Genomic DNA, 20,928 nt, shown 5'->3' on the forward strand with positions numbered 1-20,928 from the left:
GTTGGATAGCCTTTCAAAGCCGTCGCGGCCTCGCCGCGGCGGCTTTTTTGTTTCAGGAATTGCTTGGCAAGGTCTCGGCGGAAAGAGAAAATTCGGCATCCTCATGGAAAAAGAAGTCGTCGGCTCCATTGTGAATTACTCGGTTGTCGTCATCGAAGTGATCGGCGTGGCGGCTATCCTCCTCGGCATCGTGCTGGGCGGAATCTACGCGCTCTTTCGCCTGGCCAAGGGCGAGGGCGGTGTTTTCAAAGCTTACCGGATCCAGATCGGGCGGGCCCTTCAGCTCGGCTTGGAATTCCTGGTGGCCGCCGACATCATCCGAACCGTCACCGTTCGCCCGACCTTGCAAGAGATTCTGGCCTTGGGCCTCTTGGTGCTGATCCGAACCTTTTTGAGCTGGTCGGTGGCGGTGGAAACCGACGGACGATGGCCCTGGCAGACGGCGAGGGGCGCCGAGTGAAGAAAGTCGCGATCCTGCTCGCGGTCCTGGTCCTCGCGGCCGCCGCCTTCTTGGGCTTCCGTTACTATCAAGCCGCCCAGCGCTTGAAGGCGATCGCCGGCGGCGGCGAATACCGGGCGCTCGGCCTCAAGCTCGTCCTGTCGGCGCCGAGCGGCGGGGTGAAGGGCCTCTTCCGGCTTCAACCCTACGTCGAGATTCCCCAAGTCATCCTCGATGCCGGCGAATGGGGCGCGACCCTGCCCTGGCAGCTCGGCAAGGGACGCTTGAAGACCGGCCTCTGGGATCAGGCCGGCCTTCGCCTGGTCCTCGACGCCGGCAACGCCGGCGGCGATGAGATCGAGTTCGAGCGCCTGGCCTTCGAGTTGGCCTGGCCCGATCGAATCCTGAGCGTCAGCGCCGAGAGCCTCCGCTTCCCGAGCCGGAAGACCGAGGCCGTGGAATTCGTGAGCCTGGAGGAGCCCTGGCTTCAACTGCGGCCCGGCGAGAGTAAGATTCCGACCCAGCTCAATTTCCGCTTTCACGCTCTGACTTGGGAAAAGCGGCCGGCCGCCGGCGAGCGCGAGCGGATTCAGGTCGGCACCACCGACCTCGGTTACGTCCTGACGCCGGAGGGCGGCGATTGGAAATGGCGAGCTCATTTTCACGGCAAGGGCTTGGCGGCCGAAGGCCGGGGCATTCGGGGCGATCTCGGGCAGGCGACCTTCGCGGCCGAGGGAATCGCAGCCCGCTGGGACGAGGCGACGAGGTTGCGCTGGCGCGAGATGTGGCGGGCCTTGCCCGATACGCCGGCGGGCAAGATCCCGGCGCTGCCTTCGACTTTCTCGCAGCTGCGCCCCCGGATCGACCGGCTCGACTTCCGCTGGGCCGGCTTCGATTTCAAGGAAGGAGAGAAATGGAGCGCCAAGCTCGAGCCGGTGGATTTCGCGGTCCGCTATCTGCCAGGCTCCGACGGCTACGGCTGGAAGCTGAACGGCCAAGCTCAGGGCTTCGCTTTCGGTGGGAGCCAGCGCCGCTTCGAGCTCGGGCGCGCCGACTTCGAGGAGGCCTTGAGCTATCGCGGCATGACTTACGAGACCTGGCTCAACTTGGCCATTCGCTACTACTCCGAGCTCTACGCCCTGCGCGGGCCCGGGGCCCTGGCCGAGTCCCTGGCCGCCCGGATTTACCTGCCCTACATCGCCCATCTGCCGGATACGATGGAGGTCAAGCTCGGCTTGGAGAGGATTTCCTACCTCGCTCCGGGTTACCGGACCGAGCAGCGGAATTTGGCCTTGAGCTTCGAGGGCAAGGCCGATCGCTGGGACTATCGGCTGAGCGGCGAATTCGATTCCCAGGCCGATTCCGGGTTTCCGCCCGGCGTCAAGAACGGCAAGCTTGATTTCGAGCTGGGCTTTCCGCTGCCCTATCGCGAGCTGGTGGCCGCGGCCCGGGCCCAGCCCGAGAGCGGCCCGAGCGGCGATTTTCTTGCGCCCTTCGCCGACAAGGAGGCGGGGATCGATTGGAAATGGAAAATCGACTTGGGCGCCGAAGCCTTCGCCTTCAACGGCGGCTTCATGGCCAAGACCCGGCTCGACTCCTGGATCTCGGCCTTGGCCTTGTTGGGTGCCTTGCATCGGGAGAAGCCGGTTAACCCCGGGCAGCTCTTGAGCTCGGCCCAGGTCGACCTGCATTTGAAAATCGAACGGCTCTCCAAGCTCCAAGCCTTCCTCGACCGGATCAAGTCGGGCGCCTCGCTGGCCCTGGGCTTGGCCGGCGCCTATGTCGTGGTGGATTCGAAGGCCGATACCCTGAGCCTCGATCTCAAGGTCGAAGAGGGGAAGATTTGGCTGAATGGCCAGCGGAGCCCGTCTTTGGAGGCCTTGCTGAAAAAAGGCAGTAGCAAGGGGCTTTAGCCCCGCTGATTTTCCCCCTTTGAAAAAGGGGGATTAAGGGGGGATTTCAAGCGGTGTTTGGAAGGAAAGGCCTAGAAATCGAACTTATTTTGGTTTGCAACGGCTTTCAAATCCCCCCCAGCCCCCCTTTTTCAAAGGGAGGTGAGAGTTTCGAGGAGGGCGCGGACCTCGGCTTCGATCTGGTCGCGGACCTTGCGAAAAAACTCCGGCGACTGCCCGATCGGATCGGGAATTTGCCAATCCAAGCGCCGCTTGGCCGGCACCCAAGGGCAGGCGTCGCCGCAGCCCATCGTCACCACCGCGTCGAAATCCTGGCCCCGGAATTCCTCGACCGACTTGGAGTCTTGGCCCGCGATGTCGATGCCGATCTCGGCCATGGCCTCAATCGCGCCACGAGCCACGAAGCCGGCGGGACGCGACCCGGCGCTGTAGGCCAGGACTCGATCTCCGCCGAGGCTTCTCGCCAAGCCTTCAGCCATCTGACTCCGGCAGGCGTTCCCCACGCAGACGAAGAGAATTTTTCTTTTCATGGCGGAACCTCGCACAAAATTTTGGAAAAATACTTCTTATGTACGGTACAAAATAACATCCATTAAAAAATACATTTGCTATTTATCCACAGTTTCTGTTTCATGCCCCCCGGTATTAGGGACATGTAGGGGGGAATGATCTTGGGAGCCGAGCGGAACGGCCACTGAGTCCTTCTATCGGCTTCTGTTCCTGAACCTTCTTGTTCTCAATCCGCTTAAAATTCAATTTTGAATCGTGAGCCGTCGGATGCACCCGCCACGCTCCCGGAGGATGATCGATGAAACGCTTCACTTCGTTGTTGTTTTTCACCCTGTGTACGGTTCTGCTCTTCGCCGCCCAACCGGTTTCGGCGCAGACCATTGCGATTAATCCCGACGATGATGCCATCGCTTTCGGCACCGTCAATGTCGGCAGCGCCTCGGCCACCGGCACCGCATCGATCCATCGAACCAACCTTATAGGCACTGCCCCGACCATTGCCTCGGTGGTTCTTGACGATACAGCCAACTTTTCGCTTCAGGATGAATGCACCGGCGTGACGCTGCAGAACCCGGTTACCAATCAGCCGGCGAGCTTTTGCCGCATCGGGGTCGTTTACCATCCGACGACGGTCGCGGCTCACGCGGCCACCGTCACGATCACCAGCAATGCCGGCGGCAGCCCCCATGTCATCGATTTGAGCGGCACCGGCGTGTCCTCCGACATCGACGTCGTGGTGGATCCGATCCCCGACACTCCGGTCGGCGAGGAAAGCGCGGCCGTCACCGCCACCGTGACCAATAACGGCACGATCGACCTCGATATCGGCGCGATCAGCATCGTCGGCGAGGACTTCACCAATTTCGCCGTGCTGAACGACAATTGCTCCAACACCACCGTTGCCCCCGCCGGAAACTGCACTTTCGAGATCGTCTTCCGGCCCAATGAAGCCGGCGCCTTCGCGGCCAACGTCAACGTTCCGAGCAGCGATCCGGCGGCGCCCAACTTCCAGGCTCTGCTTTCGGCCACCGGCCTCGTCCCCGGAATTTCGGCCCCGGCCCCGACCTTCGCCGACACGGTCGTCGGAGCCACCGACACTCAGACCATCACCGTCACCAACACCTCGGCCGATGCTTCCTTGACCATCGGTCAGATCAGCGTGGCCGGTCTCAACGCGGCGAACTTCGCCATCGATGCTTCGGCCGACGGCTGCAGCAACACCACCGTGGCTCCCTCGGGCTCTTGCGACTTCGACGTGACTTTCGCGCCCGATGCCGTGGCCGCCTTCAGCGCCGACGCCGTCATCCCGAGCAACGATCCGGTCAATCCCAATCTCTTGGTCGATCTCGCCGGCAACGGTTTGGCCGGCCCGGCCGTGAGCTTGAGCACCACCGCCATCGATTTCCTCGACGTTGCGGTGGGAGCCACCAGCGAGACTCAGCTGGTCCAAGTGACCAATGGCGGCACCACCGATTTGAGCGTGACCGCCGCCGCGCTGGCCACCGGCACCGATTTCGCCATCGTCAACAACACCTGCGACGGGGCGACCGTGACGCCCGGCGGCAGCTGCTTGGTCGAGGTGGTCTGCGCCCCGACGCTCACCGGCCCGCTGAACGATTCCTTGGACATCGACAGTGACGCGGCCTCCAGCCCTGACTCGGTGACCCTGGATTGCAACGGCGTCATCGGCCAAGCCGTGAGCCTGAGCCCGACCGCCATCGACTTCGGCGACGTCGGCGTGGGCGTCACCAGCCCCTCCCAGTTGGTCCAACTCACCAATAGCGGAACCACCAACCTGACCGTGAACAGCGTGGCCCTGGCCACCGGCACCGATTACGGCATCGTGACCGACACCTGCAGCAGCGGCACCGTGGCGCCGGGCGGCAGCTGCTTGGTCGAAGTGGTCTGCACTCCGACGACCACCGGCTCCTTGCCCGATTCCTTGGACTTCGACACCGATGCCGATTCGAGCCCCGACTCGGTGACCTTGGACTGCGAAGGCGTCATCGGCCAAGCCGTGAGCCTGAACCCGGCCGCCCTTGACTTCGGCGACGTCGGCGTGGGCGTGACCAGCCTGGCCCAGCTTGTCCAAGTGACCAACAGCGGAACGGCGCCCTTGAACGTCACCACCGCGGCCCTGGTCACCGGCACCGACTTCCAGATCATCGGCAATACCTGCGACGGGGCGGCGATCGCGCCCGGCGGCAGCTGCTTGGTTCAGCTGGTTTGCATCCCCCAGACCGCCGCGGCCCTAACCGATTCGCTGGAGATCACCAGCGACGCCGATTCGAGCCCCGATACGGTGGACCTCGACTGCAACGGCGTCCTGGACCCGGTCCTGGTGGTCAATCCCGACGCGCTGGATTTCGGCGATGTCGGCGTGGGTCATACCAGCGTTCCCCAGGCGGTCGAAGTCATCAACCTCGGCACCACCGATTTGATCGTGTCGGGAGCGAGCTTGACCACCGGCACCGATTTCGCCATCAGCAGCAATACCTGCGACAGCCTGCCCTTGGCGCCCGGCAGTAGCTGCATCATCGAGGTGACCTGCACCCCGACCGACGATGCGGCCCTCGGCGACACCTTGAGCATCGCCAGCAACGACCCGAACAGCCCGGCCACCGTCGACTTGGATTGCAATGGCGTGGTTGGGCCGGTGGCCGTGGCCAATCCGACGAGCATCGATTTCGGCGACGTCGGCGTGGGCAACACCAGCACCGGCCAGATCGTCCAATTCACCAATAGCGGCAGCACCGACTTGACCGTCACCACCGCGGCCTTGACCGGCGGCACCGACTTCGAGATCACCAGCAACACCTGCGACGGTGCGGTCGTGGCGCCCGGCGGCAGCTGCTTGGTCCAAGTGGCCTGCAGCCCGACCACCACCGGCCCGCTGTCCGATTCCTTGGATCTGAGCAGTGACGATCCCAACAGCCCGCTCTCGGTTGGCCTGGATTGCGAAGGCATCGTCGGGCCCGGAGTGGCGGTCATGCCGCCGAGCCAGGATTTCGGCGAGGTGATCGTCGGCCAGACCAGTCAGGTCCATGTCAGCCAGATCGTCAACACCGGCATCACCAACCTCAGCGTCACCAGTGTGACGGTCACCTCGGGTGGCGCCGATTTCACCGTGACCAGCACCACCTGCAACGGCGCGGGCCTGCCTCCCGGCGGCACCTGCATCATCCAGGCGGTCTGCAATCCGAGCTCGACCGGAGCCCTCATCGGCACGGTTGAGATCGTCAGCGATGCGCCCTCGAGCCCCAATGAGCTCCAGCTCCTCTGCGACGGCGTCCAATCCTCGATCGGCACCGCCGGCAGCGGAGCCTTCGGCAACGTCAACGTCGGCAGCCAGGGCGGTCCCAACACGATCATCCTGACGAACGAGGGCGATGCCGATCTGACGATCGGCACGCTGACCCGCGTCGGCGAAGACACCACCCAGTTCAGCCTCAGCAATGACGAATGCTCGGGCCAGATCCTGGCGCCGGGCGAAGACTGCTCTTTTGACGCGGTTTTCACCCCGACGGCCGGTGGATCCTTCTCCGACACCGTGCTGATCCCGAACGACTCGGGAACGCCGAGCTTCACCTTCAACCTGACCGGCACCGGCATCGTCCCGGTTCCGCCGGGAGTCGGCAAGCTCCAGATCAAGACCAATGTTTTGGACTTTGATTTGGAGACCAGCTCTTCCGACAGCCAGAGCACGACCATCACCAACATCGGCGATGGCTCGGTCCAGATTGCCGCTCTGACCTTGGAAGGCGACTCCCAGTTCACCCAGGTGAACGACTGCGACGGCCAAACCTTGGCGCCGGGAGCCAGCTGCACCGTCACCGCAACCTTCCAGAGCGGTGGCGCTTCCGGCAGCTTCAGCGCCGTGGTTTCGGTGGACTCCGATCCCGAGACCACCGACTTCCTGGTCCTCTTGGGAAGCGCCATCAATGACGAGGTCGGCGGCGGCGGTTGCTCCCTCGGCGCCGGCGTCACTCCGATGGGCGCGGCCTGGATCTGGCTCTTGCCGGTCCTGGGGATCGGCGTCCTGCGGCGCCGAACTCGCTAGTCCGCTGATTTCCTGATTCCCAAGGCGGGAGAAGAAATTCTCCCGCCTTTTTTTATGGATTGATTTGAAGCCTCAAGCCCAATATAGGCTTGCCCGCCGTCATGGGCCTGGCCCATAATTGAATTTGCCATAGAATTTAAGGAGTTACCCGATGAACGCCAACCAAGTCCGCCCTGGAATGATCGTCGAATGGGAAGGCCAGCCTTATTACGTGATGGAGTCGATTCACCGCACGCCCGGCAACCTCCGGGCCTTCATGCAGATCAAGATGCGCAACATCAAGAACGGCAATCAGGTCGAGCAGCGCTTCGCCACCTCGGATCGGATCGAAAAGATCACCCTCCAGGCCCAGAAGATGCAGTTTCTTTATCAGGAAGGCGACGGCTACCACTTCATGAACACCGAGAACTATGAGCAGGTCCAGCTCAACGCCAAGGACTTGGGCGACGCGGTGAACTTCCTGCTGCCCGACACCGTCATCGACGTTCAATTTTACGAGGAGAAGCCGATCGGCGTGCAGCTACCCAAGATCATGGAGTTCGAGATCATCGAGACCGAGCCGGCCTTGAAGGGCCAAACCGCGACCTCGAGCTACAAGCCGGCCAAGATCGTCACCGGCCTCACCATCAAGGTCCCGCAATTCATCAGCCCGGGCGAGAAGGTTCGGATCGACACCGAGACCCACGACTACCTCGAGCGGGCGAAATGACAAGGTCGCCGAGCGACCTTGTCATCCTGAGCGAAGCGAAGGATCTGCGACCTCCCAAGGTTCTTTGAAAGGTCTAAGCCGCTTCGTCTTCTCGGACTACCATCAAAAGATACGAAGGTATTCCGTATCCAAAAGTTTCTTGGCCAGTCGCAGACCCTTCCCCCCAGTCTCACTCGAACCTGACGGCGTTCGACTGGGGCCCCCGCTCAGGATGACGCTGCTTTGCTTACGATGACGTAGCCCGAAATCCCGAAGAGCAGCTCGGCCGCGGAATCATCTGCCGCACCTCCAGGTCGATCTGGGGATTGGAAGGCGGCCGGGCCTTTTGGGCTTGAGCGCAGGGCATCTGCGAGATTTCCCAAAAACAACTTTCCAGGCTGGTTTCGACGGCCTCGAGCTCGCCGGAATCGAGCTCAACCTGCATCTCCCGCAGCGATTGACCGCCGGATCCGCCGAGCGAAGGTGCCAGCCCCGGAACGTCCAAGATCGTCTCGGTGCAAGAGCCGGCGTCGGCCTCGGCGCCGCACTCGGTGAGGCGGGCGCAGAGCCGCTCGGCCACTCCCAACGCCGCCAGCTTGAAGTCCGGCTGCCGCAGCGCCTTGGGGTTCAGGACCGACGATTCCAGTTCCACCGGCTGGCCGTCGAGCGCCAGAGTCGCCTCGCTCAGCTGGCCGCTGTCGTCGAAGAAGAGCTGGGCATCGAGGTCGGTTCCGTCGCCGAAAGTCGCGGTGACCTGCGCGAAGGCTTCGGCGGTTTCGAGGGTCGCCGGCACCGTTTCGAATTCGTTTTCCAGGATGCGGGTCGCGGCAACGCTGCCGTCTTCGGCGAAATCCAAGAGGAAAGTCTCGGGGCGCTCCTTGGGGGTCAGGGTCAGGACCTTGCCTTTGAGATCCGGATTTCCGACTTCGATCCCCTTGTTGGGAACCGAGCCGCAGGCGCTGAGGATCGCCAGCAATAGCCACAGCGGCGTCCAGCGCGACATTCTGTTATTCATGAGAGCCCCCGTTCGATTTGCTGACCTTAAACATTTGAAAATTGAGATGCGCCACGAATTCGGCCGGATTTTCCCGGTCCTCCTCCAACAGGGAATGGAGCCGCTTGCGGAAGCGCTGGATCTCCTGCTTCGCCTTCTGGAAGGTCTTCTTGGATGTGGCGATGGTCAATGCCGAGAATTCGCGGTCGGCGGCCGCTTCTTTCATGACCGCCCGCGCGGCCAACTGCGACATCTGCTGGTGGAAGAGGGCGATCGAGACCGATTGGACCTCGTCGGGAGTGGAGAGCATGGCCTCGCGCCGGACCAAGCTGCCGTCCTTTTCCTCGTCGAGCAGGCCCAAGGCCTTGAGCTCTTGAACCGCTTGCTTGACCTGCTTGAGGTCGATCGGCGGGTTGAGGTTTTTCTGGATCGAGCGCAAATCCTTGCCGCCGTTTCCGGGCAACCGGACCAACTCGAGGATCGCGACGTAATACCAATGGGCGAAGAGACGATATTGGGCCCAGCGCAGCGGCTTGGCCGAGGCGAAGCGCCGGTGCTGCGAGAGCTCGAGATAATGTCGGTTCTTGTCTTCGTTGTTTCGGGCTTGGTTGAAACGGACCAGCGAATGGAAATATTTTTTTTCGGACTCGTTGAGCTTGAAGCCGCGGGCGATCTTCTCGATGCCTTCCTCGGCCAAGTTTCGTTTTCCGTCCATGACCAGCTTCAGGAAGCCGGAGGATTGGATCCCGGCCAGGCGATTGAAGGCCCGGTAAGAGAAGAGGGCGTTGCGCGCCTTGGCCTCCTCAAACTTTTTCTTTAAAAAGCGCCGGTAGTCCGTGAAATCGAAAATGGAAACCATCGAGATGAACAGTCCTATGTCAGAACTTTTCGGGGCTGGCAAGCCGCTTGGAATTCCTGGAGCCGGCGCATTTTTCGTTTTCTCCAGAAAACATGCCTTCGGCCGCCGGCCCTCGGCGAACCTTCGTAAATATATTAGTTAAATCAATAACTTAAAAACGTCCCCGTCCCCTTCGGCCGATTCCGAGCTTGGAAAAAAAATCAAGGGCGACAGAAAACAGCGCTTAGCCCTTGCGGGCCTTGGTTGAACCTGAAGATATAGCCATCGTTCCGTGCATTTTAATGTCCAAGGCCGGGCGCCTCGACGGGCCCTAGGTAAGGAGTCCCTCATGAAATCTCGCCACTTTCGCGGTCGGTGGACCGCCTTGTTCTTCGTTTTGGCATTGGGTCTTGGGATTTCCCAAGCCCGGGCCGATGACTTCGATCCCTTTTGCAACAACGGCATCGACGATAGTCCGGCCGGCTCGGGCGACAGCCCCAGCGAGCATTGCGAGGATCTCAATGCCAACGACAACGACGACTGCCGATCCAATTGCCAGGTGGCAACCTGCGGCGACGGGGTGGTCCACGAGGTTCACAGCGATACCGATGCCGGGAATTTGATTCCCGACTTGGCGCTCTTCAATGGCCAGATCGCCGGGGCTCTCGAAAGCTGCGATGACGGCGGGACCGCCGGCGGCAACGGTTGCAGCAATGCCTGCGCGGTCGAAGCTCTCTGCGGCAACGGGATCTTGGATGCCGGCGAGGTTTGCGACGCCAGCGCGGCCGCCGATCCCAACCAGGCTTCCTGCAACACCGGCTGTAATTTGGCAGTCGATCTCGGCAACGGCGATGTCTGCGGTAATTCGCAGATCGACCCCGGCGAGCAATGCGATGACGGCAACGCCAACGCCGCCGACTGCGGCACCGATTTCTGCGGCAACAACTGTCTCAATCCCTGCTTGATCCCGGCCACCTGCGGCGACGGCGACGTCGATGCCGGCGAGCAATGCGACGGCGGCAACACCACCAACGGCGACGGCTGCTCCTCGGCCTGCATCATCGAAGGCTGCGGCAATGGCTTCCTCGACGCCGGCGAGGGTTGCGACGACGGCAACACCAGCGATGACGACGGCTGCAGCGCCTCCTGCCAAGTCGAGGCCGACGACGATGGTGCCACCTGCGGCAACGGAATCCTCGAAACCGGCGAAGAGTGCGACGACGGCAACGGCAACGCCAACGATCTTTGCAAGAACAACTGCCAGAAGAACACCGCCGCGGCCGGCGCCGGAATCGTTTGCGGCGACGGCGAGCTGGAGGCGCCCGAGTCCTGCGACGACGGCAACACCACCGACGGCGACGGCTGCTCCAATAGCTGCGTCAACGAGGATGGAGCGGTCGATTGCGCCAACGGGATTCCGGAGGCCGGCGAGGTTTGCAACTGCGGCGACGGCAACGTCGGCCTGGGCGAGGCTTGCGACGACGGCAACACCAGCGACGGCGACGGCTGCAGCTCCGACTGCGAGGTCGAGCCGGGGCCCACTCCGACGGCGACCCCGACCGCAACACCCACCGCGACTCCGACGGCAACGCCCACCGCCACCCCGACCGCGACGCCCACGGCGACCCCGACGGCGACTCCAACGGCAACGCCCACGGCCACTCCGACCGCCACCCCGGCGGTTTGCGGCAATGGGAGCGTTGAAAGCGGCGAGATCTGCGACGACGGCGACACCGATGCCGGCGATGGCTGCAGCGGCTCTTGTCAAGTCGAGCCCGGCTTCAACTGCTCGGGTCAGCCCAGCGTCTGTGTTCCTTCGGGCGGCGGAGTCGATTGCGGCAATGGCCAAGTCGATAGCGGTGAAGAGTGCGACGACGGCGGCACCGTCGATGGCGACGGCTGCGATAACCTCTGCGGCGTCGAGAGCGGCTTCACCTGCAGCGGCGAGCCCAGCGTTTGCGTCGAAGACGACGGGGGCGGCGATGGCGAGGTCGACGGCGGCGGCTGCTCTTTGGCCACCGCCGCGACTCCGGGCTTCGGTTCGGCATGGATTTTCGGGGTCTTCGGTCTTTGGGCGGCCCTGCGCCGCTCGAGATCGAGGTAAGTTTTCGTTCCAAGGTCCGCTAGGAACGGGGGCGGGGGGACTCTAACCCCCGCCCTACTTACATTGGAGGGCTTCGAGCATAAAATGGTTGCTTAACCGGCCGGTGCCGGTCATCATACCGGGCGTTGTTTTCTTTAAACAAACCGGAGCAATCATGAGCAACCTCGAACCCGTCGCCGACAAAAAAATCCTCGATTGCCTCAATAAAATATTTCGCAAGGAGATGGCCGGCATCCACCGCTATCTGCATTATTCCTTCATGATCATGGGCCATAACCGGATCCCGATCCAAAAGTGGTTTCGGGACAAGGCCAACGAGAACATGCTGCACGCCGTCGTGATCGGCGAGAAGATCACGGCCCTGGGCGGTCACCCTTCGCTGGAGAGCGCCGCGGTGCCCGAAACCAAGTCCCATCTCATCGACGACATCCTGAAAGAGAGCTACGACTTCGAGAAAGATGCCCTCCAAGACTACGTCGAGCTGGTCAAGCTTTCGGCCGATGATATCGCCTTGGACGAAATGGCTCGCGAGTTCGTCCGCCAGGAAACCGAGCACCTCGAAGAAGTCGCCAAGATGATCCGCAAGAACAAGTAGGGGCACCCCTTGCGGGTGCCCGGGGTCACTCCTTGCGGGTGCCCGGGTTGTCAGTGAACCGCCCGTAGATCGGGCAGCCGCAAGGGCTGCCCCTACAATCAAGATTTGCTATGAAAAGACTTTCCGGGCTCTTATTCCTCGCCGGGCTCGCCGTTTTCGCGGGCCTCATCTTATTGCTGGAACGGCCGACCGGGACCGTGACCGGCCGGATTTTCGCCGAAGGCGGCGGCCCCTTGGCCGGCGCCACCGTCACCCTCGACGAATATCCGGTGGCTCGAAAGGCGGTGAGCGACGCCGAAGGATATTTCAAGCTCGAGCTGCTGCCGGTCGGCACTTACTACGCCAGCGTCTCGCGCAAGGGCTACCAATCGAAATATCTCCAGGAGCAAAAGATCTTCGAGGGCGAGAGGCTCGATTTGGGCCAAATCACCTTGGCCGAGCTGGCGCCGCGGCTCGACCTCAACGTCTGGAACGAGACCAAGACGCCCGAGGAGAAGATCTACATCAGCGCCAACGGCGCCAAGGTCCGCGACATCCAGTTCAAGGCCTACAAGGTCGATTTGAGCCGGTACTTCGCCGCCGGCAAAAAGATCGAGGATTTGACCAGCTCCACCGACGCGCCGCAGGACTTGGGCGAGCCGGTGAAAACTTGGCAAGAGACGGTTCCCGACGACGAGGTTCCGGAGTTCGACCGCCGATTCAAGGTCGAGCTCGAAGGGACCGGGGCCTTCGTGATCCACGGCGAGGCCTCCAGTCTCGACCGCAGCCAATTCTTCGCCCGGAATATCCTGGTCAACAAGACCGACTTGGCTTTCATCACCAAGCGCGACTCCACTCAGGTCCTGGTCTACGTGACGACCTTGCGCCAAGGCCAGCCGGTAAGCGGGGCTTCGGTCATGCTCTTCCCGCCCCAGGGCGCGGTCCGCCAGGCCGAAACCAATGCCGACGGCGTGGCGGTCTTGCCCAGCGCCGATCTGGCGGCCACCGACTCGCTGATGCTGGCCACCCACCAAGCCGATTCCTGGGCCTATGCCCCGGCGCCGGCCATCGACTACGGCGAGGAATCGATCGACGAAGGCGGGGAGGGCGAGGAAGAGGGGGCCGCGGCCTTGCCCGCCGGCAGTCATTACCAGACCTTCCTTTACACCGAGCGGCCGCTCTACCGGCCCGGCCAGAAGGTTTATTTCAAGGGCATCGCCCGCCTGATGGACCGCGACGGCGCTTATCAAGTTCCGGCCGCCGGCAACGTCTCGCTCAGCGTCGAGGACCCCAAGGGCAACACCCTCTGGAGCGAGGAAAAGCAAAGCAGCGCGGCCGGCTCCTTCTGGGACGAAGTCGACCTGCCGGAGGAGGCCGACCTCGGTTATTACCGGATCAAGGCGGTGGTCGGCGGTGAGGAGTTCAGCCAGGATTTCGAGGTCGACGAGTACCGCAAGCCCGAGTTCAAGGTCGAGATCCGGCCCGACAAGCCGCGCTACTTCGCCGGCGAGAAAGTCAAATTCCTGGTTTCGACCCAATATTACTTCGGAGCCCCGGTCGAGGCCGAGATCAGCTACACCGTCTACCGCAGCAGCTATTATTATTTCTCGCCGGGCGAGGAGCTGCCGGAATGGCTGGGCGAGGATGAGAGCTATGGCGGCTACGGCGATTACGTCAGCGAGGGCAAGGCCCGGACCGACCGCCAAGGCCACGTCGCCATCGAGGTGCCGACCGAGAGCTCGACCAGCGACCAGCGCTACATCCTCCGGCTCACCGCCACCGACATCACCAACCGCACCGTCACCACCGAGAACGGCGCGACCGTCACCGCCGGCGATTTCTTCTTCCGGACCGAGACCGACCAGTTCCTGGCCTTCCCCGGCAAGCCCTATCCGCTGACGATAGTCGCCAAGGATTATGACGGAAAGCCGGTGACCGAGCAGCGCTTCGAGGTCAAGATCGAGCGCGAGGTCTGGGACCGGGTCGCCCAGAATTACGAGTACAAGCATGAGAGCGACTTGGAGGCCAAGACCGGCGCCAACGGCGAGTCGCCGCTTCAGCTCCAATTCAAACGCGGCGGCTATTACCTGGTGACGATCAGCGGCAAGGATAAAGGCGGCCGCCACATCAGCTATCAGGACTACGTCTGGGTCAGCGGCAGCGCCGAGGATTCCGAGGACTTCAGCTACCAGAAGCAGCTCAAGCTGGTCGTCGACCGCAAGAAGTACGAGGCCGGCGAGACCGCCAAGCTCTTCCTGGTCGGGCCGGTCAAGAACGCCAAGCTGCTGGTCACGGTCGAAGGGCCGCGGATCCTCCAGCATCAAGTCGTCACCCTCGACGGCTTCTCCAAGCAGCTCGATCTGCCGCTGCAGAAGGAATGGATTCCCAACGTCTTCGTCGGCGCCGCCTTGATCGGCAACAAGGAATATTACGAAGGCCAGGTCGAGTTCCAGATCTCGCCCAAGGAACACTTCTTGACGGTGGATATCAAGCCCGACGCCGCGACCTATCGGCCGGCCGGGCAGATCAGCTACACGATCACGACCAAGGGGGCCGACGGCCAGCCGGCTCCGGCCGAGCTTTCGCTGGGCGTGGTCGATGAGAGCCTCTACGCCCTCAAGGCCGACGCCACCAACATCAAGCAATTCTTCTGGGGGCCTCGGCCCAACCGAGTGACCGGCAACTATTCCTTCTCGGGCTACTATTCCGGTGGCATCGAGAAGGAGGACCAGAACCAGCTCCGCCGCAATTTCAAGGACACCGCCTACTGGTCGCCGATGCTCCAGACCAGCGCCGACGGCCAAGCCAGCACTAGCTTCACTTTGCCGGATAACCTCACGACTTGGCGGGCGACGGTCCTGGCCCACACTCCGGCCACCGCGGTCGGCCAGCAAATCAACAAGGTGATCAGCTCCAAGGATTTGATCGTCCGCCTGGCGACGCCGCGCTTCTTCACCGGGCGCGACCGGGTCACCTTGAAGGCCATCGTCCACAACTACACCGATCAGCCTCAGACCCTGCAGGTCTCGCTCGGCGCCGAGGGCCTCGACTTCGCCTCGCCCAAGGACGGCGAGAACCGCAGCCTCACCATCGAGCCCAAGGGTGTCCAGTCCTTCGACTTCACGGTCCTGCCCAAGCTGGCCGGCTCGGCCAAGCTTCAGCTCCTGGCCAAGAACGCAGCCCTCAGCGACGGCATCGAGCTCAAGATTCCGATCCTGCCTCACGGCATCGCCGACCATCAATACGCCCAAGGCGAGATCGAGGCTGCCGTCTCGGCCCATGTGCCGCTGATGGTGACGCCGCAGAACGATCCCCAGCGGGCCAAGCTGAAGGTGACCCTCGACACCAGCTTCGTCGCCCAGCTGCTCGGCTCCCTCTCTTATCTGGTCGATTATCCCTATGGCTGCGTCGAACAGACCATGAGCCGGCTCCTGCCGGCGATCACGGTCTCGAAGCTTTATGAAACCCTGGGGCTCAGCGATCCGATGATCGACAAGAAGCTGCCCAAGGTCATCGCCAAGGGCCTCAAGCGCATCGTCAGCTTCCAGCACTCCGACGGCGGCTGGGGCTGGTGGAAGCAGGACAGCACCGATCCCTACATGACGGCCTACGCCATGTATGGGTTGATCCGGGCCAAGCAGCTCGGCGCCACCGTCGAGGACTCGGTGATCGAGAACGGCAAGGAGGCGCTGAAGAACCTGCTCAAGTCCGGCACCACGCCGGCCAACAGCTATATGCTGGGCGCCGAGGCGACCCAATACTTCATCCACTATGTCGCCTCGCTGGCCGGGGTCGAGAACACGCCGCCTCAGCCTCGCTCGACCGGCTTCAACGACCGGATGTCGGAGTCTTTCCTGATCTTGGCCCTCCAAGCTCAGGGCAAGGCCGATCGGGCCGATTACTGGCGGAAGGATCTGGAGCGGGCGGTCAGCTGTCAGGGCGGGATGTGCCATGTTCCGGCGCCGGCCAACGCCGTTCGCTATTACGACGACGTCGAAACCACCGCCTGGGCCCTCCAAGCCCTGCTCACCGCACCGGCCATCGATCCCACGATCAAGGACGGAATGGCCCGTTGGCTGCTGAGTCAGCGCCGCGGCGGCCTCTGGCGCCACACCCGAGCCACCGCGACCGTGCTCTACGCGCTGGCCGATTACGCCAAGGGCTTGCCCGGGGTGAAGTCGGGCGTCAACGGCACCTTGACCTTGAACGGCGAGCTTTTGGAAAAGATCGCGGTGGCCGCGGCTCACTTCGTCCGCAATGTCCAACAGCCCAAGCTCAAGACCGGCAACAACGACCTCGAGATCGGCAACTTGCTGCCGACTCCGCTCTATTACCAGACCGACCTCACGACTTTCAGCCAGCAGGAAAACCTGGCGCCGGTCGCCAAGGGAATCCAGGTGAAGCGCGAATACGTCACCTTGGGCGACGTCACCGAGGACAGCGCCGGCAAGCGGAGCTTCAAGGCCGAGGCCTTGAAGGGCAAAATTAAAAAGGGGCAAATCGTCGGCGTCCGCCTGACCGTCGAGTCCAATGAGGAGTTGGCCTATGTGGTGATCGAGGACCCTTTCCCCTCGGGCTTCGAGGTGGTGGAGGGCATTCAGTTCGATCCCAATGTCCAGTATTATGCCGATTCGGAGAAGCGCGACGAGAAGATCGCCTTCTTCGCCAACTATCTCGGCAAGGGCGTCCATGTTTACAACTACGCCCTGCGGCCGGAGCTGGCCGGAACCTTCCACGTCATGCCCACCGAGGCTTCGGAGATGTATCGGCCGGAGGTGAGGGGCGCGGGCGCGGAGAACGTTTTGGAAGTGGAGTAATTCCCCCTCCTTTGTAAGGAGGGGGCAGGGGGAGGTAGAGAGCTTGTGTCATGCAATGTGTTTTGCATAACGCGGACTCTCTACCCCTCCCTAACAACAAGTTTGGAAAGGTCTATTACTGCCGCGGAGTTTGCCCGGCGACTTAGGTCGCCGGTTTGCCTCCTTGGCCCCCTTACAAAGGGGAGGGAATAGAAAAATGAAAAACTCGCGACAGCTAACAATTTTGCTTGGTCTTTCCGCGATGACTCTCGCCGTGGTCGGGGCGCTCTACGCCGCCCGGCCCTATCAGGTCCGGATGGCGGCCTTCGTCACCGATCTGAGCCCGCGGAGCTTTGCCCAGCGCCGCAACATCGAGAAGGCCAGCCTGTCGTTTTCCGAAACCGTCCTGAAGAGCGGCGAAACTTTTTCGCTCAATGCCGCCGCCGGTCCTTACACGCCTGAGCGAGGTTTTATGAGCGAGCGCGGCTATTCGGAAGGCCGGGCCATCCCCACCAGCGGCGGCGGCGTCTGCCAAGTGGCTTCGACCCTGTTCAACGCCGCCCGTACCGCCGGCCTCGAGATCCTCGAGCGGATGCCTCACACCGGCCCGGTGTCCTCGGTGCCTTCAGGTGACGACGCCACCGTGGTCTACGGTTATGCCGATTTAAAGTTACGCAACCCCCATCCCTATCCGGTGAAGATCGTCTCCCGGATCGGCCATGATCAACTTCGGGTCGAGATCTGGGGGAAGGAGAAACCGCATGAGCCTCTCTAACCGCAAAATTTCCCTCGGGGCCTTGGCCTTCGCCTACCTCGTCAACTTGGCCGGAGCCCTTTACTTCACCAAGACGATCACGACCTTGCATTCGGCTTGGCTGCTGACCTTCCTCTTGGCCGGCGTGGGTTTGGCGGTGGGCTTCGGCTTTTCGCTGCTGTCGGAAAGCGCCTCGGCCGGAACGCGGCTGGTGGTCGCCCTGGTCTTCGCCGCCGTCCACGGCCTCTTGGCCTATGCCCTGGCCCATTATTATTTCCAGCTTTCCTGGCAGGCCGCGCTGTCCTACCCGGTCGGCGCCGCCGTGTCTTGGATCGTCTTCGCCCTTTTGCTCTGCCGTTATCCCACCGGGATCAGCGCGGTCTTGGCCGCCGCTTTCCTGGCCCTGGGCCTGGTCGTGGCTTTGAGGCTGGGCGGAGTGTGGGGTGGTTTGGTTTACAGTTTCGGCCTGCTCAACTCGGCCATTCCAGGGAACCGCTGGCTCGAGGCCCGCGATGAGGTGGCCGGCGAGCTGTGGCGCCGGGCGATCTTCTTCGTTGCTTTGCTTGCCGCCGGCCGGGCCGCGATCCAATATTATTTGCTGCAGAGCAACTACGCGACCCTCGGCGTCGTCGTCACTCATCCCTACACCTACATCGGCCTCTTTGCCGGCATCTTCCTGCCGGCCCTGCTCTGGGTGGCGGCCCGCGAGCGCTGGCTGCATCCGGCCCTGATCTTGGTGCTCTTGGGCGTCATCTTCCCCTTGGCCTTGGGCGTCTTCATCCACGTCCGGCCTTTCTCGGCCTATCTGCTGGGGCTGGTGACGGCTTCCTTTCTTTTCGGCCTGCTCTTCGTCGACACCTATGCGATGGGGATCCTGGCCTACCTCAACCTGGGGGCCGGCGTTTTCGGCCTGCCGCTTTTCGCCAAGCTCTCGGACTTGAGCCGGGTGGCTCGCTTGGAGATTCTCGGCGTCCTCACCATCGTCCTCTTCCTGATCCTGGCCTTCCTGACCCCGCGGGCGACCTTGCCGGCGCCGCGCGAAGACGCTCCGTGATCCGGCGCGGCCTTCTCCTGCTTTTCCTGATCGGGCTTTGGCCGCTCGAGAGCCCGGGCCAAGACGTCGCGGCCAATCTACCGCTGTTCCGCCAAGAGATGGGGCGGCAAATCACTCGAACGCTCCGGCGCCGCGAAGGCCTGGTCCTTTGGCTGGACCGCCAAGGCGGCGAACGCTGGGTCTTCGGCAACCCCGAACTCCTTCAACGCCCCTTTCTTCCCGGCTCCTGGCTCAAGCTGGTCGTCGCTGAAAGCGCGGCCGAGCAAAGCCTCAACCCGAAGTATTTCTGCGGCGGCCAGGACAGGATCGGCGGGAAGAAGCGCCACTGCTGGACTCACCGCGGCCACGGCGACCTCGATCTGGCCCGGGCCTTGGGCATTTCCTGCAATCTTTACTTCGAGCGATTGGGCCTGAGCCTGGGCTATCCGGCGCTGCGCGCGGCCCTGATCCAAGCCGGCTTCGCTTCGGCGGCGGCCTTGCCCGAGCGGCCCGGCGGGCTCGACCCGGCTCTCCTGGCCATCGGCGATGAGCCCAGCTTCACGGTGACGCCGGAAGAAGCCTGGAATTTTTGGCTGGGCTTCAGCCAGCGCCTCGGCCGGCCGAGCTTGAGCGCATTGCGCCAGGGCCTGCGCCGGGCGGTCAGCCAGGGAACCGCCCGCCAAGTCTCCGAGGTCCGGCTCGAGATCCTCGGCAAGACCGGGACCGGCGATGCCTTGGCGAAATCCTACGCCACCAATGGCTGGTTTCTCGGGGCCTATCCGGTGGAGCAGCCGCGCTGGCTCTTGCTGGTTTTTCTGCAAGAGGCTCACGGCTTCGCCGAGGCCGCCGATTTGGCCGAAAGGATCTACCGCTTGGCCGATAGCTTCGAGGTGCTGCGGTGAGAGGCTGCTCGGTTTGGCTCCTTTTGACGATCCTTTTTGGCCCGCTTCCGGCCGCGGCTTCGACCCTGAAAGTCCAAGTGCTTTCCAAATACCGGATCGAGTCCATCGAGGTGAGGGGAGAGGGACTGCGGCTGCGCGGCTCCAAGCAAGGCCGAGACTTCGAGCTCGGAGCCTTGAGCCCGGCCAAGATCTCGGTGGCGGGCTCGGGCCTATCCTTGGAAGGCAAGGGCGAATTCGAGCGCCTAAGCTTGCGGCCCGGGCCGGCCGGGCTCGAAGTCAAGATGCTCGACGTCGCTGAAAAAGGCCCTCGCCGCTTCGGCGGCGAGCTCGAGGTTCGGGTGCGTTCCGGCCGGCTTTTCCTGCTGGAGCGGCCGGAATTGGAGGACTACGTCGACGCGGTGCTCGCCGCCGAGCTGCCGGAGGAATTTCCGCTCGAAGCCCAGAAAGCTCAAGCGGTCCTGGCTCGGACCTATGCCGTCGCCGAGCGGGGCCGCCACGGCGCCGAAGGCTTCGATCTCTGCGATCTGACCCATTGCCAAGTCTACGCCGGGGTTCCGCTGCCCTCCTCGAAGCGGGCGGAAGCGGTGCGGAGCACCCGAGGCAAGATCCTGGCCTATCAGGGCCGACCGGCAACGGCGCTTTTCCATTCGACTTGCGGCGGGCACACCAGCCCCAATCAGCGGGTCTTCGGCGGTCGACCACTGGCTTATTTACAGGGCGTTTCCGATGCTGATTACTGCGCGGCCTCGCCGCACTTCCATTGGCAGGCCGAAATCCCGCTCGAGCAAATCGCGGTCCTGCTCGAGGCCGGCGGCTCGCCGTCCTTTCGCGGCGAGGTGAGCTCGATCCTGCCCTTCGGTCGCGAGCCTCAGGGTCGGGTCTTCAGCCTGGAGCTGACGGCCGGCGGCCAGCGCCGAGAGATTTCGGCGATGGATTTTCTTTCCTGGATCGGCAAGACCTTGGGCTGGAACGAGCTGAAGAGCAATTGGTTCGAAGTCGAAGTGAAAGACAAGGTCGCCCGTTTCCAGGGGCGCGGCTTGGGTCACGGCGTCGGCCTCTGCCAGTGGGGCGCCAAGGGAAGGGCCGAGGCCGGCATGAAGTATCCGGCCATCTTGCAAAGCTATTTCCCGGGAACGAGGATTGAGAAGCAAAGTCAATGAAGCGAAGGGTTTTGATTCTATTGAGTGGCGTTATTTTCGTTGTGGCGGCTGCGGCGGGGCTAAAGCCCCTTGCTACAAGAGATGCCGTAGCAAGGGGCTTTAGCCCCGCTCCCTCCGCTGAGGAGGAGGGCCTGCGCCGCTTTCGGCGGATTCGCTCCGATCC

General features: G+C 62.8%; 14 protein-coding genes. 11 read left to right on the forward strand and 3 right to left on the reverse strand.

What is annotated here, in order from left to right; all coding sequences use genetic code 11:
* Nucleotides 1–103: 103 nt before the first annotated feature.
* Both VJR29_03575 and VJR29_03580 read left to right on the forward strand, forming a co-directional pair.
* On the forward strand, nucleotides 104–460 hold the full coding sequence (locus tag VJR29_03575) for a DUF1622 domain-containing protein (protein HKY62476.1): 357 nt from the start codon (nucleotides 104–106) through the stop codon (nucleotides 458–460).
* Entirely contained in the window at nucleotides 457–2,352 is a 1,896-nt protein-coding gene (locus VJR29_03580; GenBank protein ID HKY62477.1) for a hypothetical protein, read from the forward strand. Before VJR29_03575 ends, VJR29_03580 begins: the two co-directional genes overlap by 4 nt.
* Before the next feature lie 131 nt (nucleotides 2,353–2,483).
* Here the strand turns inward: VJR29_03580 and VJR29_03585 are convergent, their stop codons facing one another.
* Nucleotides 2,484–2,882, reverse strand: a complete 399-nt coding sequence (locus VJR29_03585) for an arsenate reductase ArsC (protein HKY62478.1) — start codon at nucleotides 2,880–2,882, stop codon at nucleotides 2,484–2,486.
* 278 nt (nucleotides 2,883–3,160) lie between these two features.
* On the opposite strand from VJR29_03585, the gene VJR29_03590 reads away from it, so the two are divergent.
* Both VJR29_03590 and efp read left to right on the forward strand, forming a co-directional pair.
* Nucleotides 3,161–6,922 (forward strand): choice-of-anchor D domain-containing protein, encoded by a 3,762-nt coding sequence (locus VJR29_03590; GenBank protein HKY62479.1) that lies wholly within the window; start codon nucleotides 3,161–3,163, stop codon nucleotides 6,920–6,922.
* A gap of 151 nt (nucleotides 6,923–7,073) precedes the next feature.
* Entirely contained in the window at nucleotides 7,074–7,631 is a 558-nt protein-coding gene (efp, locus tag VJR29_03595) for an elongation factor P (protein ID HKY62480.1), read from the forward strand.
* Between the two features lie 226 nt (nucleotides 7,632–7,857).
* Here the strand turns inward: efp and VJR29_03600 are convergent, their stop codons facing one another.
* The gene (locus VJR29_03600) at nucleotides 7,858–8,625 is read right to left on the reverse strand and encodes a hypothetical protein (protein ID HKY62481.1); all 768 of its coding nucleotides are present in this window, start codon (nucleotides 8,623–8,625) and stop codon (nucleotides 7,858–7,860) included.
* The gene (locus VJR29_03605; protein ID HKY62482.1) at nucleotides 8,618–9,463 is read right to left on the reverse strand and encodes a TIGR02147 family protein; all 846 of its coding nucleotides are present in this window, start codon (nucleotides 9,461–9,463) and stop codon (nucleotides 8,618–8,620) included. Before VJR29_03605 ends, VJR29_03600 begins: the two co-directional genes overlap by 8 nt.
* Before the next feature lie 328 nt (nucleotides 9,464–9,791).
* On the opposite strand from VJR29_03605, the gene VJR29_03610 reads away from it, so the two are divergent.
* The 7 genes from VJR29_03610 to VJR29_03640 all read left to right on the forward strand — a co-directional run bounded on the left by VJR29_03610 (nucleotide 9,792) and on the right by VJR29_03640 (nucleotide 20,765).
* Nucleotides 9,792–11,546 carry a DUF4215 domain-containing protein gene (locus VJR29_03610; GenBank protein HKY62483.1) on the forward strand — a complete coding sequence of 585 codons (1,755 nt, stop codon included), beginning with the start codon at nucleotides 9,792–9,794 and terminating at the stop codon, nucleotides 11,544–11,546.
* A gap of 154 nt (nucleotides 11,547–11,700) precedes the next feature.
* Nucleotides 11,701–12,141: a ferritin-like domain-containing protein gene (locus VJR29_03615; GenBank protein ID HKY62484.1), complete on the forward strand. Its 441-nt coding sequence runs from the start codon at nucleotides 11,701–11,703 to the stop codon at nucleotides 12,139–12,141.
* 110 nt (nucleotides 12,142–12,251) lie between these two features.
* On the forward strand, nucleotides 12,252–16,937 hold the full coding sequence (locus tag VJR29_03620; GenBank protein HKY62485.1) for an alpha-2-macroglobulin family protein: 4,686 nt from the start codon (nucleotides 12,252–12,254) through the stop codon (nucleotides 16,935–16,937).
* Between the two features lie 196 nt (nucleotides 16,938–17,133).
* Nucleotides 17,134–17,691: a VanW family protein gene (locus VJR29_03625; protein ID HKY62486.1), complete on the forward strand. Its 558-nt coding sequence runs from the start codon at nucleotides 17,134–17,136 to the stop codon at nucleotides 17,689–17,691.
* A complete protein-coding gene (locus tag VJR29_03630) occupies nucleotides 17,678–18,724 on the forward strand; it encodes a hypothetical protein (GenBank protein ID HKY62487.1) in 1,047 nt (348 codons plus the stop codon). Before VJR29_03625 ends, VJR29_03630 begins: the two co-directional genes overlap by 14 nt.
* Nucleotides 18,721–19,605 (forward strand): penicillin-binding transpeptidase domain-containing protein, encoded by an 885-nt coding sequence (locus tag VJR29_03635; GenBank protein HKY62488.1) that lies wholly within the window; start codon nucleotides 18,721–18,723, stop codon nucleotides 19,603–19,605. Before VJR29_03630 ends, VJR29_03635 begins: the two co-directional genes overlap by 4 nt.
* A gap of 23 nt (nucleotides 19,606–19,628) precedes the next feature.
* Entirely contained in the window at nucleotides 19,629–20,765 is a 1,137-nt protein-coding gene (locus VJR29_03640; GenBank protein HKY62489.1) for a SpoIID/LytB domain-containing protein, read from the forward strand.
* Nucleotides 20,766–20,928: the final 163 nt, after the last annotated feature.

It is taken from the genome of bacterium (assembly GCA_035281585.1).
Classification (GTDB): domain Bacteria; phylum UBA10199; class UBA10199; order DSSB01; family DSSB01; genus DATEDP01.